General features: G+C 43.4%; 16 protein-coding genes and 3 tRNA genes. 5 read left to right on the top strand and 14 right to left on the bottom strand.

Annotated elements, in window-relative coordinates; all coding sequences use genetic code 11:
* Positions 1–52: 52 nt before the first annotated feature.
* Positions 53–1,192 (bottom strand): dienelactone hydrolase family protein, encoded by a 1,140-nt coding sequence (locus tag ACK1U4_RS08240; RefSeq protein ID WP_419401063.1) that lies wholly within the window; start codon positions 1,190–1,192, stop codon positions 53–55.
* 210 nt (positions 1,193–1,402) lie between these two features.
* Between ACK1U4_RS08240 and ACK1U4_RS08235 the strand changes: the two genes are divergently transcribed.
* A complete protein-coding gene (locus ACK1U4_RS08235; RefSeq protein ID WP_419401064.1) occupies positions 1,403–2,839 on the top strand; it encodes a lipopolysaccharide biosynthesis protein in 1,437 nt (478 codons plus the stop codon).
* A gap of 7 nt (positions 2,840–2,846) precedes the next feature.
* Here ACK1U4_RS08235 and ACK1U4_RS08230 read toward each other — a convergent pair whose 3' ends face one another.
* Both ACK1U4_RS08230 and ACK1U4_RS08225 read right to left on the bottom strand, forming a co-directional pair.
* Complete coding sequence (locus ACK1U4_RS08230) at positions 2,847–3,038, bottom strand: hypothetical protein (protein ID WP_419401065.1); 192 nt, start codon at positions 3,036–3,038, stop codon at positions 2,847–2,849.
* A gap of 181 nt (positions 3,039–3,219) precedes the next feature.
* Positions 3,220–4,569 carry an MgtC/SapB family protein gene (locus tag ACK1U4_RS08225; protein WP_419401066.1) on the bottom strand — a complete coding sequence of 450 codons (1,350 nt, stop codon included), beginning with the start codon at positions 4,567–4,569 and terminating at the stop codon, positions 3,220–3,222.
* 228 nt (positions 4,570–4,797) lie between these two features.
* On the opposite strand from ACK1U4_RS08225, the gene nadA reads away from it, so the two are divergent.
* From nadA to ACK1U4_RS08205, 4 genes are all read left to right on the top strand, one after another.
* Complete coding sequence (gene nadA, locus ACK1U4_RS08220) at positions 4,798–5,886, top strand: quinolinate synthase NadA (protein WP_419401103.1); 1,089 nt, start codon at positions 4,798–4,800, stop codon at positions 5,884–5,886.
* A 215-nt stretch (positions 5,887–6,101) separates the two neighbouring features.
* A tRNA-Pro gene (locus tag ACK1U4_RS08215) sits at positions 6,102–6,178 on the top strand.
* Between the two features lie 64 nt (positions 6,179–6,242).
* Positions 6,243–6,319 (top strand) — tRNA-Arg (locus ACK1U4_RS08210).
* A 35-nt stretch (positions 6,320–6,354) separates the two neighbouring features.
* Positions 6,355–6,430, top strand: a tRNA-His gene (locus ACK1U4_RS08205).
* 535 nt (positions 6,431–6,965) lie between these two features.
* Here the strand turns inward: ACK1U4_RS08205 and ACK1U4_RS08200 are convergent.
* The 11 genes from ACK1U4_RS08200 to ACK1U4_RS08150 form a co-directional block, all read right to left on the bottom strand.
* Positions 6,966–7,469: a hypothetical protein gene (locus ACK1U4_RS08200; protein ID WP_419401952.1), complete on the bottom strand. Its 504-nt coding sequence runs from the start codon at positions 7,467–7,469 to the stop codon at positions 6,966–6,968.
* Between the two features lie 491 nt (positions 7,470–7,960).
* Complete coding sequence (locus ACK1U4_RS08195; protein WP_419401953.1) at positions 7,961–10,225, bottom strand: DUF3631 domain-containing protein; 2,265 nt, start codon at positions 10,223–10,225, stop codon at positions 7,961–7,963.
* Positions 10,215–10,553: a hypothetical protein gene (locus ACK1U4_RS08190; RefSeq protein WP_419401954.1), complete on the bottom strand. Its 339-nt coding sequence runs from the start codon at positions 10,551–10,553 to the stop codon at positions 10,215–10,217. The genes ACK1U4_RS08195 and ACK1U4_RS08190 overlap by 11 nt, the downstream gene beginning before the upstream one ends.
* Entirely contained in the window at positions 10,550–10,687 is a 138-nt protein-coding gene (locus ACK1U4_RS08185; protein WP_419401955.1) for a hypothetical protein, read from the bottom strand. Before ACK1U4_RS08185 ends, ACK1U4_RS08190 begins: the two co-directional genes overlap by 4 nt.
* The gene (locus ACK1U4_RS08180) at positions 10,680–10,952 is read right to left on the bottom strand and encodes a hypothetical protein (RefSeq protein WP_419401956.1); all 273 of its coding nucleotides are present in this window, start codon (positions 10,950–10,952) and stop codon (positions 10,680–10,682) included. The genes ACK1U4_RS08185 and ACK1U4_RS08180 overlap by 8 nt, the downstream gene beginning before the upstream one ends.
* The gene (locus ACK1U4_RS08175) at positions 10,945–11,529 is read right to left on the bottom strand and encodes a hypothetical protein (RefSeq protein WP_419401957.1); all 585 of its coding nucleotides are present in this window, start codon (positions 11,527–11,529) and stop codon (positions 10,945–10,947) included. The genes ACK1U4_RS08180 and ACK1U4_RS08175 overlap by 8 nt, the downstream gene beginning before the upstream one ends.
* Positions 11,529–11,783, bottom strand: a complete 255-nt coding sequence (locus ACK1U4_RS08170) for a helix-turn-helix domain-containing protein (RefSeq protein ID WP_419401958.1) — start codon at positions 11,781–11,783, stop codon at positions 11,529–11,531. Before ACK1U4_RS08170 ends, ACK1U4_RS08175 begins: the two co-directional genes overlap by 1 nt.
* Before the next feature lie 10 nt (positions 11,784–11,793).
* The gene (locus tag ACK1U4_RS08165) at positions 11,794–12,006 is read right to left on the bottom strand and encodes a helix-turn-helix transcriptional regulator (RefSeq protein WP_419401959.1); all 213 of its coding nucleotides are present in this window, start codon (positions 12,004–12,006) and stop codon (positions 11,794–11,796) included.
* 134 nt (positions 12,007–12,140) lie between these two features.
* A complete protein-coding gene (locus ACK1U4_RS08160; protein ID WP_419401960.1) occupies positions 12,141–12,902 on the bottom strand; it encodes a hypothetical protein in 762 nt (253 codons plus the stop codon).
* A gap of 103 nt (positions 12,903–13,005) precedes the next feature.
* Positions 13,006–13,260, bottom strand: coding sequence for a hypothetical protein (locus tag ACK1U4_RS08155; RefSeq protein ID WP_419401961.1), 255 nt, complete (start codon positions 13,258–13,260; stop codon positions 13,006–13,008).
* On the bottom strand, positions 13,253–13,615 hold the full coding sequence (locus tag ACK1U4_RS08150) for a type II toxin-antitoxin system RelE/ParE family toxin (protein ID WP_419401962.1): 363 nt from the start codon (positions 13,613–13,615) through the stop codon (positions 13,253–13,255). Before ACK1U4_RS08150 ends, ACK1U4_RS08155 begins: the two co-directional genes overlap by 8 nt.
* Between the last annotated feature and the right edge of the window lie 169 nt (positions 13,616–13,784).

The following is a 13,784-nucleotide window of genomic DNA, read 5'->3' as shown; positions in this document are numbered from 1 at the left end:
CTAAAACTTTAAACAGGGCGTAAGCATTACGCCCCTACGATTTGCTTATTGCTTAATTGGCGATTAACGTACGGCGTAAAAATGCGTCCAGTTCTGCTTTGGCTTGTGCATTGGTCACAGGATTGCCCCCTTGATGCACGCCTGCGGTTTCCCCATTGACCCCATTTGGCACATCAAGGCGGACTTTCACAGGGTCATTACTGTCAAAGCCGTGATAGCTATTGGGATAGATTTTTAACTCAAATGGCTCACCTGCTAATTGGCGTTGGCTAAGTAATTGTTCGCAATCTTTAGCAGGTGTCCAGTCATCATCCGCCCCAATTTGAATCAATAATGGGGCTTTGCCCAATGACGCATTTTTGGAAGCGATACTGGCACAGCCGGGGTAAAATACGGCGGTTGACGCAAAGTTGGGCTGGGTTGGGTCAGTGGCTTTGGCTTGTTGCAGTCGCACTCGTAAACTGGTGGTTGCCCCATTTGACCAACCGACCAAACCAACATGGCTCATGTCAATATACGGCTGTGAGGCAAGCCATTTTAACGCCCCTGTGGCATCGCCTGCACGCTCACTGGTGGTCAGTTGGCGAGTGTCATAAGTCGTTTGACAAACATTGGTCAAATTGCGTAGGGTAAAACTGTCTGGTAGTAACACGCCAAATCCCTGTTGCTGAAATTGAGCCACATACTCTCGGTAGCGTTGAGAGAGTTTTTGCGGTTGGGTGGTGCTACTTGACCATAATCCGCCACAGCCGTGCAACGCAACCACTACCGCTTTTGGTTTGCCGTCATAAACAGGTGGATACCACACAGCATTGATGGCTTCCCCAGTTTGGCTGTTGTTAAACTGAACCGTTTGGGGTGTGCTAGGGCTAGAGGGTGTCGATGGCGTAGTTGGTGTAGTTGGCGTAGTTGGTGCTGATGGTGTGGTCGATGAGGGTGACGAGGCTGGGGCAGGGCTAGGGTTAGGCTGATTTGGTGTTGGGGTAGGAGTAGGAGCGACAGTGGAAGCAGGGCTAGGTTGATTGGGTGTTGGGGTGGGTGGTACGCTAGAAGCAGGCGTAGGTTTGTTTGGCGTTGGGGAATTAGAGGATTTGGCGTTATTCGATGAACCACTGCTACAGCCGACTAAGGCTAACGTAGAAACAAGGAGTGAGCTGATGAATAATGGGTGACTAGGGTTGAGGTTTTTCATTTTATTAGCCCTTGTTTTGTTATTTGATTGATTTTTATGGGTATTTGACAAAGATAAAACGTCATTTGTTGATTATACCACGATTGAATAGGGTTGTTCCATTTGGCAATTCAAAACAAACATATCATATTGACAAGCTTTGCTTTAAAATAGGCAAAATTTTTTCATCTTAACTTTTATTTATACCTGTCATCGGTCATAGGCAATATTGTGAATATCAAGCGATTATTGGGCGAAACCATCATCTACGGCATTGGGGCGATTTTGCCTCGTGTTATCACTTTTTTACTCAATCCCTTATATATCCACTACATTGACAAAGAAGCCTTTGCCGTCTTTACAAGTTTGTATGCGTGGATTGCCTTTATCAATATCGTGCTGACCTTTGGCTTTGAAACCGCATTTTTCCGTTTTGCTTCGGACAAAGAAGAAGTTGTCGGTGGTGAAAAAACTGTGTTCAGTACCAGTTTTTGGTTTATCACTGGGATGGCAGGGGTGTTTTTATTGGCGATTTTGGCGTTTAGTCAGCCATTGTCGCAAGTCCTTGATTATGCCAAACACCCTGAGTTTTTGCGTTGGTTTGCGTGGATTGCGTTTTTTGATGCCGTGTGTACCTTGCCGTTTGCGTGGCTTCGTTACCATAATCAGCCTGTCAAATATTCGGTGATTCGAGTGACTTCGATTGTTATTCAGACCGTGTTGGTGATTGCCCTGTTCCGTTTTATCCCAATCGAATCTGCCAAAAGTTTTGGTTTAACCGAACAAGTGTCGTATCCGTTTTTTGCCAATTTGGTCGCCAGTATCGCCACCTTTATCATGTTATTGCCGATTGTCAAACAGGTGAAATTTAGCTTTGATAAAGCGTTATTTGGTAAAATGATTCGCTATTCGTACCCTGTGATGCTCGCAGGTTTGGCGTTTATGGTGAATGAAAATTTTGACAAAATCATTCAATATTATATGATTGATAAAGCCGACGCAGGGGCGTATGGCGGTTGTTATAAATTGGCGGTATTGATGACCTTGTTTGTCACGGCATACCGCATGGGGATTGAGCCGTTTTTGTTTAAACAAATGAAAAATGCCGATGCCAAAAACACCTATGCCATGATGACTGAGTATTTTACCCTGTTTGCTTCGGTGGTGGCGTTGGGGATTATTGCCAATATGGGTTGGCTAAAACGCCTGTTTATCACCGATGAGAGCTATTGGACGGCGATTAATATCGTGCCGATTATCGTGATTGCGAATTTGTGTTTTGGGATTTATTATAACTTATCAACGTGGTATAAAGTCACCGACCGCACAGGGATTGGCTCGGCAATTTCGTGGGTGGGGGCAGGCTTGACCATTCTTTTACACATGCTATTTTTGCAAAAATATGGCTTTATGGTGTCGGCTTGGGTGACGCTGTTCGTGTATGCCTTGATGATGGTGGTGTCGTATGGCTTGGGGCAACACTTTTATCCGATTCCGTATAAAACCAAAAAAATCTTGGGATTTTTGGCATTGTTAAGCGTGTGTAGTGTGGTGATTGTTACGGTATTTAATCATCAATTTTGGTGGTCGAATTTATTGTTAATCGGCTATATCGGCGTGGTTGGGTATAGTGAACGCAATTTGATAACGAAACTTGTTAAACGGTAAACTTGCGTTAAAAATCATCCAATTTTTCTGAATTTACCACCCCAAAAGCGTCTGCTTGCGATAATAATTGAGCAAGGCGTTCGGGATTGATCACTTGACGAATGGATTCATCAGATAAATCTCCATCATTATTCACTGTTTCCAAATTTTGAACGGTGTTGGATGTTGATTCATCGAGCAAAAGATTGGGTATATTCATCAAAATTACCTTATGGGAATTACAAATTTTTATAGAATGTAGGTTGGGTTGAGCGTGCGAAACCCAACATTATCAATAAATTACGTTGGGTCTCATACTTCGACCCAACCTACACATGATAGTTTTTTGTAAGCCCTAGCTTAATCAAAAAAAATTACCAATAAACAGAAATTGATAGAAATTACCCCCACACCATCAATGCAACCAAAATCCCATTAAACACCAAAGTCTGTACCCACAGTCCTGCCATAAAATAACGGGCATATTGCCAACCGCCTGTGAGTACCGCATTCACCGATTTAGCAATGCTATGCACCGTCATCCCAAGCAAGAATGATATCATCAACGCATTGCTAAACGATAGCAGAGGCGAGCCTTGCACAAACACTGCCGCCATCGCCGCATGAATCTCAAAGATACTCGCCAGTAACGTCCCTGCCATCAGCCCTGTATCACCCAATAATTGCCCCAAGCCATAAATCATCACTTGAATCAGCGTCAATGCCACCGCCACTAGCCCTGCCTCTTTTAGGCTAAACATACGGTTATTTTTGTCATTCACCATTGGTGTGGTTGCAGTTTGGGCATTATCAGCCGTCAGTTCAGTTACGTTAGGTGAGGCGGTTGGGGTAGGGGGATGGTTGATATTTTTGGGTGATTTTAACAGCCACAAGCCCCAAACTGCCCCCACGATACTGCCGACAATCACAGGTAAAATCACCACTTTTAGCCAAGCCATATTTGTCCCACTGGCAATGATGATAAATTGAATTAAGGTCGCTACGCACGAAATCAACGCACCGCCTGCATTGACTTTGGGTGAAGCCATACCTGTCCGCACCTGTAACCCAAGACTGGCAACCGTGGCGGTACTCGATACGAAACCAGAGGCAAGGCTACTTAGCGACATCGCATGACGCAATGACAACAAGCGTTTGGCAAGGTGAGCCACCGCCTGCACCGCCAAAATCAAAATTAATAACCGTACCGTGACATAGGGATTTAGCACCGTTCCCCAGTAGGGTTTGTTTGGCATCAAGGGCAACGCCACCAACGCCAATGCCAATAACATCGTACCATCACGCATTTCTGCCTCGGTAAGCCAACGACTGGCGAAGTTATCGAGTGAGCTTTTGGATAACAAAAACCCAGTCACAATCACCGCACTACTGGTCGCCACCAAAGGTTGCCATACGCACAATGCCCCAATCAAAAAACTCATCACCAATGCCACTTCTGAGGTGATACCGGGGCTTTCATGGGTGTTTTTAGATTGCGATACCAACGCCACCCCACTGGCAAACATCAGCCCTACAATGCCTGTGGCAACGCCAAACAAAAAACTCATTGCCCCCATCAAACTCATCAATACATAGGTGCGAAAACCTGCAAAAGACGGCTTACCACGAGCCGTATTATGGCGTTCACGCTCAATCCCAATCAACATACCACAGCCCACCGCCGTAGCAAAAATGGTGATGATTTGTTGATAAGGATACGTTGGTAAATCAGCTATCCAAGAGGTTGCCATGATGGAAGTGCCTTATTTTCAGATAAAAAATTTAAAAATTCATAAAATTGTCATAAAATGTTGTGTATTTTATATTTGAATATAGCACTTTTCACAAAAAAATTCTGCATAAAACCGCAATTTTGCCAAAAAGCCTCATAATATCTGCTATAGTTAGCCTAAAATCCGCCAAATTTAAATAATCAAAAGGACTTCGCCAACATGACTAGCCAATCCGCCAATGCCCCCATGAAAGAACAGCTGATAGACGTTTCTGCCAAACAAATCGTCAAAGAACATCTTGATAAACTCGGCATTCCCCAAGACATCCAAATTGATGACGCAGAATTTGAAGTTAAAAAACAGCGTATTAGCGAGCTATTAAAACAACATAACGCCACCTTAATTGCCCATTATTATACCGACCCAAACATTCAAGCCATTGCCGAAGCCACAGGCGGTATCGTGTCGGATAGCTTGGAAATGGCACGCTTTGGGCGAGATAGCACCGCAGATGTGCTGATAGTTGCAGGGGTCAAATTTATGGGCGAATCTGCCAAAATCCTCAGCCCACAAAAAACCGTGCTAATGCCAACCCTCGAAGCCACTTGTTCACTGGACTTGGGCTGTCCGATTGAAGATTTTAGTGCATTTTGCGACCAACATCCTGACCGCACCGTGGTGGTATATGCCAATACCTCGGCAGCGGTGAAAGCTCGTGCTGATTGGGTCGTGACTTCCAGCATTGCCGTTGAACTTATCGACCACTTGGACAGTGAGGGCGAAAAAATCATTTGGGCCCCTGACCAACATCTTGGACGTTATATCCAAAGCAAAGTGGGAGCAGATATGCTGTTGTGGGACGGCTCATGTATCGTACATGAAGAATTTCGCAGTCGTAGCCTTGCTACCATGAAAGAAATGTACCCAGAGGCAGGTATTTTGGTACATCCAGAATCACCGATTGAAATGACCGAAATCGCTGATGCGGTGGGGAGTACCAGTCAGCTAATCAAAGCCGCTCAGACCTTACCACATAAAATGTTTATCGTGGCGACTGACCGTGGTATTTTTTATAAAATGCAACAAGCCGCCCCAGATAAAGTGCTAATTGAAGCCCCAACACGAGGGGAGGGGGCGACCTGTCGCTCATGTGCTCATTGCCCTTGGATGGCGATGAATGACCTCGACCAAATCATCAACGCTCTCGAAAGTATCGGCACACCAACCGCCCAAACTCACGAAATCTTGGTCGATGCGGATTTGATTGAAAAAGCCAAAATCCCACTGGATAGAATGTTAGCATTTGGGGCAAGCCTAAAAGCCAAACAGTCATAGACCGCTGTTGCACCATAACAAAGTAGCGTGGGTTAGCATAGCGTTACCCACGTTATATTTTATTAAAAACTCAGCGGTTAAAAACTAGGCAAAATAAAACCGATAAAGAAAAATCACAAAAAATGAAAAAAACCGTTGACAGAGATACACGCTTGCTATATTATACGCACCACTTAGCGAAGAGTTAAAGAACTCACTAAAAGGTAAGTAAATGTCGGGGCGTAGCTCAGCTTGGTAGAGCACCTGCTTTGGGAGCAGGGGGTCGTAGGTTCGAATCCTGTCGCCCCGACCACTCTTTGTGATTGGTAGTTATCAATTACTACAAAGAGCAAAGAGCCGAACAGGCTTTTTTTTATGCGCCTGTAGCTCAGTTGGATAGAGCATCTGCCTTCTAAGCAGGTGGTCACAGGTTCGAATCCTGTCAGGCGCGCCATATTGCGTGTTTGTGTCACAATATAATTTACTATGGCGGATGTAGCTCAGTTGGTAGAGCCCCGGGTTGTGATCTCGGTTGTCGTGGGTTCGAGCCCCATCATTCGCCCCAATATATAAAGCTCTAATGAATTAAACAAAAAACCTCTGAAATCTCCAGAGGTTTTTTTGTTTTGGTTATATCTATTTGAATATAAAGCCAGGTCATTAAAAAAATAAGTAATTTTTTACCACACTTGTACCAATTAACATAGGGAGCAAGGCGTTTTCTTTACTCCTTGCAATATGGCGTACATTTTAATACAAATATCGAACCACAATATACGCTAAGGAATTTGACTGAACCGCAATGAACGGCTAGATGGCTGAAACCCATATAAAAAGGGCGTTCGTGAACTATAACGAACGCCCTTAATATGTTGTTTGGTCGGAGTGGCGTAAACCAAACTACACGCTACAACCATTGATACTAAAGGGTTTTAAGATTTCAACAAAAAAATATACCGTAAAATATACCGTGATTTTCAAAAGTCACCCCTATTTTTTGACGTTTTTTAATCATTTTTGGCTTTGGAATATTTTTTGTAACTGATAATGTTTTTTGGGGTTGGCAAGGCGAAAAATACCACTGTCCAATTTTTACGGCTTTATTCTTGTAAGTGTTTGGGTGGGGTAATGCCCAACTGCCTGTAACTTGCCCCACAGATTTTATTTACCAAACTATCATGCTGATGGGTGAGTTTAAAATAGGTTTTGTGGTGCATACCTTTGGGGCGGTTGCCGTGTCCGTTTGCTATGCCTGCTTGCCACCCTAGGCGGTGGCGTATCTTTTCCACCTTTACAAATAGCTTGTCCAATGGTTGCATTAACTGGGTGGTATAGTTCGCTCCAATGCAATGCCTGCACACAAATAGCCCTGCACAATACAACACGCCCACACGCTTACCACAATGAGGGCAAATAAACCAATATTGATATCCGCCATAATTACACGCTGTTTTTGTCAAACTGATATTGTAATGGTATGCCTTATCCCTAAAACGATAATCTAGGGTTAGGCTTGTGGCGTTTGGTTGCAAGCGGTCTTTATAATCAGCAACGCTGATTTTTGGATATTGGCTTAAATGTGGTGTGGTGGCTAGTTTTCCCATATCTAAATCACTAGGCAAATTTAACAATAGTTTACCATGAAATATGCCTTTAGCCTATGACTGGCAAGGGCTACAGTGGATTTTATAAAATGGTTATTTTGTTGAAGTAACTAGGGCGTTTTTGGTGGTTTTTAAGCTGTGTTTGGGTCAAAAAGTAAGGTTTTTTAGTATTTTTTGGTTGTTTTTGAGGTAAAAATACTGCTTTTTACTACATTTTTGGCTAAAAAATGAGGTTTTAACCTATTTTCGGATTCCATAAAAAGGGCATAGCCTAAACCATGCCCCAATCATCGCCACGCCTGCCAATTTAACCACTACTTTATTATTTTCTCTCAAGTGGGGGGTGTTTAAGCGGAACAATGGAACAACTTAGTAAAATCAAGGGTTTTCGGTTGTTTTTATACGGAACACGATTAAATAATGTTCCGTATAAAAATCGGCTGTAAGCCTTGCTATTACTGGTTTGTTCCATTGTTCCGTATAAAATAGGGTTACTGGGGCAAATATCTATTAAAAGCGTCTGAAAAATCCTTTTTGTAGTATCCCATTAAGGTTTTATCATCAAAACGGATTTTTATAGACTTAATCCCAAAATCCTTTAATCGTTTGGCAAGTTGCCTATCGCTCATTGGCTTACCATGATTATAGGTTTCCCATATCATGGGTTCATGCTCCCCAAACTCATCACCCAATCCCCCTGTAAGTCCTGCCAATAAATCTTTACTGGAAATACGCTCAAGGCTATGGCGTTCAAATAGGGTCTTAATATCCATGAGTAACTGCTCATTTAGGCTAGGCTCTGTGGGTTCGTTTCCTGTGATAGTTAGGCAAGCCACTGTTACACGCTCTAGCCAATCACCGCCTAAAACGTGGGCGATTTGAAACAATATTTCCCATGTATCATATTCACGGTTATAAATGCTTTGCGGTAGGGTTGGCTTTGCGGTGCATACCTGTTGGCTATGGTCATTAGCCCATCTTGCCAACTTCGATTTAATAGCTTCGGTTACTGAAATGGGTAAATCTCGCAACCGTTTGATATCCTCGGTTGGTAATGCCCTGCGAAGTGTGAGCGATATTGACCTGTCTGTGATGGTGCTAGGCAATTTACCGATACCACTTATCACCTTTGCCCCAAAAACATTAAAAGGCGTTGGCTCTAGGTTCTCACCAACACAACGGATAATATACGGATTGTCACGGCTAAAACCTGCATTGATAACACCCCTTAAATCCTCATTATCTTTGATAAAACTGTCCGCTTCATCAATGATAAAAGTAGGGTTGAATTTATCCACGGTGCGAAATAAAGAGGCTGACGAAATACCACTAGCAAACAATGCTCTTTTGCTCATACGCCCTATGAGTTTGGCTAATTGTGTTTTTCCGCACCTTTTCTCTGGTGCATTTATCCACGCAATGGGGGCGATATAGGCTACCTCAATGCACCATGTAAAGAATATCCATAGTGTGGCTGTTACTGCTATGGAATCCTCACAGGCGATATGTGCTTTCACCAGTGAATAAATTTCATCGGCTAAGGCGTTGCCGTTGACTGCTTCGGTGTGTGGCTCGGTATCGTCCACAACTTTAGCTTGGGTTTCATTATCAATTTTTTTGCGTTCTGCGTTGACCGCTTTGTCTAACCCTGTGGGGGTAATGCCAATCTGTTTTGCCTTTTCTTTTCGTTGTAATTGGTAGGCGGTTTCGTCCAGTGTGGCAAGTTGTGCAATGACGGTATAAGCGTCCGTAATGTCGATTTGGTAGGGTTTAAAACCCTTATTATCCATCGCCCATTTAATCAGCGTTCTAAGTGTTATGGGCGTATCTTTGGGCAAGCTGTCAAACGTCTGCCACTTCTCGGCTAATTCGTCATACCCTGCATAATTATGGGCGGTGTCACTCCAACTATCCCACAAGTTTAACCCCTCGCTATCGCCTCTAAATTCATGGTGAAGTATCATTCCCATTTTTAGCCATGTGTCATAATCCGCATTATCCGTGACATATTGCAAATAGTGCTTAATCTCTGCCACTGATAACCCTAACGGTTCATCTTTGGTAAAGTCCCAATCATCTGATACAATGTCATTGTGTTTGCTGTCCGTTGTCTTTTGGCTTGTCTGCCTGTCATAGGTGGGCAAGCTGTCAATAAACGCCCCAATCTCTGCCAATGTGTAACGCTGTATCGCCTCGCCCTCCCTTGGATAGACAATCCTTGTCATAACTGGCTCGCCTTTCGTGTGATAAAACCCTGCCAATCGCATTACCCTAGGCAAGTCCTTTAATAGGTCGATTTTATCCATTGGTAACAGGTGGCTATAGTGATGGATTAGCTTTTCCTGCCACTGGCTAAATTTATCCAATGGTATCCCATCAGCGAACCAATAGGCGTGATGTTTGCCTGTTGAGCTTTCCACAATCATACTGGGCGTTAATGCTTCACTGTGGAATAAATCTAGGCTTAACAGGTCATCAGTGCGTTGCCCTCGCTCGTTGTCAAAATCCAAAAACAGCCCACGCACCGCCGTTATGTTTTCCTCCTTTCTGCCCTTGCCATCAGTTTTGTTTACTGTCACAAACACGCCTGCCCCTTGCTCATTTGCTTTGGTTAATTGGGTGGCGTGTTGCTCAAGCGTTCCGTGATAATGCTTTGTTACTTTGCCTTTGATGGTGCAAAAGGTAAACGCCCCACCATTGGGGGCTAGGGCGTTTAGGTGGCGTGTGGCTTGCTCTAAGTTTGGTTTATTGTTCATTGGTTAAATCCCCCTCGGTAAATACTTGAAAGCCCAAAATACCAGTATCAAACTTCGCCCCACGCTGTAAAAATTGTGGTAGCAAATGGTTGTGTAACATTTGGCTGGCGTGTTTATTGTCAAAACGGTAGGGCATATAAACCCCATTAATGGCAATGCCATAAACAGGGCGGTAAAACTCTGCACCAATCATAAAGCCGTCTTTTAAATCGGCTTTGGTGCATGACTGTGTTACCCACTGGGGAAAGTTTTTAAACTTTGCTTTGCTCCGTTTGGGGTATTCCTTGTTAAGGGCTTTCGTTAGCATAATGACTGGTTTATTTTTCATTTGAAAATCCCCCTGCCATTGGCGATAGCGTTGCGTTGGTTGCGTTTATCGGTGTGGGGGGTGGTGTAATGCCACTTTGGAAAATAAAGGGCTGTACGCCCCTTATTTTTGCCACGTTGAGGGCGGTTACTCATGGCTTACCCCCTGCATTGTTTTGGTTAAATCAGCATGGGCTACCGCTAAGATTTCGCCCCATGTGCAAAGGGTTTCAATAGATAGACTAGCAAGGGCTTTGGCTGGCGTGTTGTCATCACCAAAACGGATAAGGTTCAGTGCTTTGGTTACATCGTCAATGGCACAATTAACCCCCTCGATTTCATCGAGTAATTGGCAAAGGTCAATTTCATTTAGCGTAACGGTGTGAGGTTTTTTGATAGGGGTGTGAGTTGATTTAGGCATGGTAATGCCCTCCTATTGTTTTTTGAGTAGTTACCACGCTATGAAAAATCATAGGGTGGTGGGGTTCACTCTCGGTAACAATAGTAACCGCCCTGCATATTGGCTTACGCTTATTTTGCAATGTCACCCCACCATAACTGATTGCCATTGATGGCATGATATGATGGTTTACCCCTAAGAATGGGGGTAGGTGGGTTGTGTCTTTGGCATTGGTCGCTTGAGAGGCTTGCAATGATTTAGGCACAAAAAAAGCCAATGGGTAACGGCTGGCTTGTCCGCTATTGTTTTTTGAGAGGTCTGTATTATCCCCCATATCCGTAAAAATATGCAAGTTTTTATTATCTAAGTTATTTAATAAACTGTTGTTCGTTGTGGGAATTCCCACAACGGAAAGAAGTTTGTTTTTTGCGTGTAGTGGTTGGCAATGGATAACCAATAGCAACACGCCTGCCAACATGGTAACGGTGATAAGTGTGTGGATAATCTCGCATAGCATAGCCATACCCTTGCCATGCTCACCATTTGCCACCTGTGAGCGTTTAGGCTGTGGGGTGGTGTCTTTGTATAAGTCTGTCATTATTGCCCCTCCTTTTGAATGTAGCTAGGCTCTAGCCAATACTCTTTTACACGCTTACCATTGGCTAGTTTGATAAATTGGCTTTGAATTGGTACGCCATTTCTGCGTAAATCCCCTAACCGCTGTGAGCAAGCAAAACATTGGTAATGCTCTAATGCGGTGATGGTGGTTAGCTTTTTACCAGTCATAAGGTGAGCAAGTAACTGGCGTTTGTGGGTGGTCGTATCATTGGGGCTAGGGGTGTTTGCTGTCATGCTCTGCCCCTTATGCTGTTTGGCTGTCTAGGTTGTCAAGCCATGCCAACACTTCGGCATTACGCCAAACGGTGGTATTCTCGCCTAGCTTTATGGGCTGTGGGAATTTGCCTTGCTTTACCAGTTTGTAAAGTGTGGTTTTGCCAATCGGTACAAGCTGTAAAATCTGCTTGGCACGGCTTACGCCTTGAGGGGGTAGGGTGATAGGTTGGTTTTGGGTCATGCTGATAACTCCATAGCGTGTTAATAAAAAACCGCTTAATGCTATGCGGTTCGCTTGGGGTTATCTTAGGTGGTGGGGTAGTGGTAGGTCATTGCAAACTGCCAAAAGCAATTTGCAATTTGCAAAAGGTGGGGCTAACTGATTTTGTTAGCTTGTGCAAAAATTCCGTTAATGGTGCGTTCGCCTAAGTTTCTAATTTTCATGCTTTCTATGTGTTTTGCTAACATGGTTTGTGTAGGCTTTTTAGGTGCGTTTTCATTGTCTTTATCTTGGAAAAACTGCCCTGTTAATTGTGGGTCTAGTAATAGTGTTTTCATAGCATTTACAAGATGGTAAACACTTTCTTTTGGTTCGTCATCGGCTGGCGTGGTTTTGGGTTCGGTAAGGTCATCAAACATATTAATGGTTTTTATGTAGTCCATTATCCTAGACTTACTGAATAAAATGTCATCTGTGGTAACTTCATAAAAATAATCATTTGGTGGGGTGTAAGTATCCAAAAGGTTGACATTTTCAGCATTAAAATAACCAATGGGGCATAATTGGTAAATGTCTTCGTACACCTCTCCTGTCCGTGGGTCGTATTCTTTGCCATAGTTTACTGGGGCGGTGCGTTTGGGATTTCTTACCACTGATAGCAATAACTCGTTATATAGCAAAATCGTGCTTTTTTGTGGGTTGTTTATAGGTTGCTTGTGAGCGTTTTCCCCCAAACTGGGGGGAACGTTGTTAAAATCAAAATCTATTTGCGTGGTTTTTGATACGCCCCCCACAAACTCAAAATAGGGGGTGAACTGTCCACTTCTGCAATAATCGGCTAGTTTATGCCTTGTCCATGTTTTCTGTAATCCCTCACTTAGTAATTTTAATGTGTCCTCAATGGTTATGCTTTCCACAATCTCGCACCAATACGCACCAATCAAAAGAGGGTGCAAGGCGTTGGCTATTCGGTGCGAAGTATAGCCGTTCGGTTAATTACTCCTAGCCTTGCAAAAGTGGTTACGCCATAGCGTGATTTAAAATAGCCTCGTCCAATAAGTGATTTACCTGTGTTGGCAAGTCTTGCCCCTGTTGGCGGTTTTTATTCAACCATGCCAAAATATTGCTAGGCAAAGTAATCGTTACCTCTTGGCTTTCCCCATCAGCAATAGGGCTAATTTCTTGCTCAAGTTGTCTAACTTTGGCTTGTATCTTTGCCTTACGGTCATTGGGTAGGGCGTTATAAAGGTCATCAAAATTGGTAAATTTACTCATGGTCTTTATTCTCCGCTAAGTAGTCTTTATAAACTGTTTCGGCTATGGGTATCATCTTGTCATAAAAGCGTTTATCGCCTGTCTTATCGCCACCACACAATAAAACTGCATTTCGCTTAGGGTCAAACACAAAAAATGCTCGGTACGGTCTGCCCTCATGCTGTATGCGTAACTCTTTCAAATTGGTTAGTTTACTGCCGTGTATCGTATCGGCTTTCGGTCTGCCCAACTGGTAACCATATTGCTGTAGAATAATGATATTCGCCTGTATGGTGTCCTGCTCGTCTTCCGTCAAACTGTTATACCACTCCATAAAATACTGGGTTAAAACTACTTTGTGTTTTGGCTCATTCATCACGCATAGCCCTCTGTATCGCCACTAGGTCACCTTTAAAACTTTCAAGGCGTTTGCCTTTCACGGTAAAATGTCATTAAAAATGTCAGTATATTTTTTATAAATATCAAATACTTGTGTGATATTTTATTAAATTCATGTCAGTAATTATAGCACAAAACGCACCGCT

This window comes from Moraxella sp. TY6 (genome assembly GCF_048551375.1).
GTDB lineage: Bacteria > Pseudomonadota > Gammaproteobacteria > Pseudomonadales > Moraxellaceae > Faucicola.
This window is presented reverse-complemented; position numbering and strand designations above follow the sequence as displayed.

Bases quoted from the DNA above. Each gene is read 5' to 3' on its own strand.
- ACK1U4_RS08170 (WP_419401958.1), bottom strand. From the start codon at position 11,783: ATGACAGCAAACACCCCTAGCCCCAATGATACGACCACCCACAAACGC.
- ACK1U4_RS08165 (WP_419401959.1), bottom strand. From the start codon at position 12,006: ATGACCCAAAACCAACCTATCACCCTACCCCCTCAAGGCGTAAGCCGT.
- ACK1U4_RS08175 (WP_419401957.1), bottom strand. From the start codon at position 11,529: ATGACAGACTTATACAAAGACACCACCCCACAGCCTAAACGCTCACAG.
- ACK1U4_RS08225 (WP_419401066.1), bottom strand. From the start codon at position 4,569: ATGGCAACCTCTTGGATAGCTGATTTACCAACGTATCCTTATCAACAA.
- ACK1U4_RS08190 (WP_419401954.1), bottom strand. From the start codon at position 10,553: ATGAAAAATAAACCAGTCATTATGCTAACGAAAGCCCTTAACAAGGAA.
- ACK1U4_RS08200 (WP_419401952.1), bottom strand. From the start codon at position 7,469: ATGGGAAAACTAGCCACCACACCACATTTAAGCCAATATCCAAAAATC.
- ACK1U4_RS08155 (WP_419401961.1), bottom strand. From the start codon at position 13,260: ATGAGTAAATTTACCAATTTTGATGACCTTTATAACGCCCTACCCAAT.
- nadA (WP_419401103.1), top strand. From the start codon at position 4,798: ATGAAAGAACAGCTGATAGACGTTTCTGCCAAACAAATCGTCAAAGAA.
- ACK1U4_RS08240 (WP_419401063.1), bottom strand. From the start codon at position 1,192: ATGAAAAACCTCAACCCTAGTCACCCATTATTCATCAGCTCACTCCTT.
- ACK1U4_RS08150 (WP_419401962.1), bottom strand. From the start codon at position 13,615: ATGAATGAGCCAAAACACAAAGTAGTTTTAACCCAGTATTTTATGGAG.
- ACK1U4_RS08185 (WP_419401955.1), bottom strand. From the start codon at position 10,687: ATGAGTAACCGCCCTCAACGTGGCAAAAATAAGGGGCGTACAGCCCTT.
- ACK1U4_RS08180 (WP_419401956.1), bottom strand. From the start codon at position 10,952: ATGCCTAAATCAACTCACACCCCTATCAAAAAACCTCACACCGTTACG.
- ACK1U4_RS08195 (WP_419401953.1), bottom strand. From the start codon at position 10,225: ATGAACAATAAACCAAACTTAGAGCAAGCCACACGCCACCTAAACGCC.
- ACK1U4_RS08230 (WP_419401065.1), bottom strand. From the start codon at position 3,038: ATGAATATACCCAATCTTTTGCTCGATGAATCAACATCCAACACCGTT.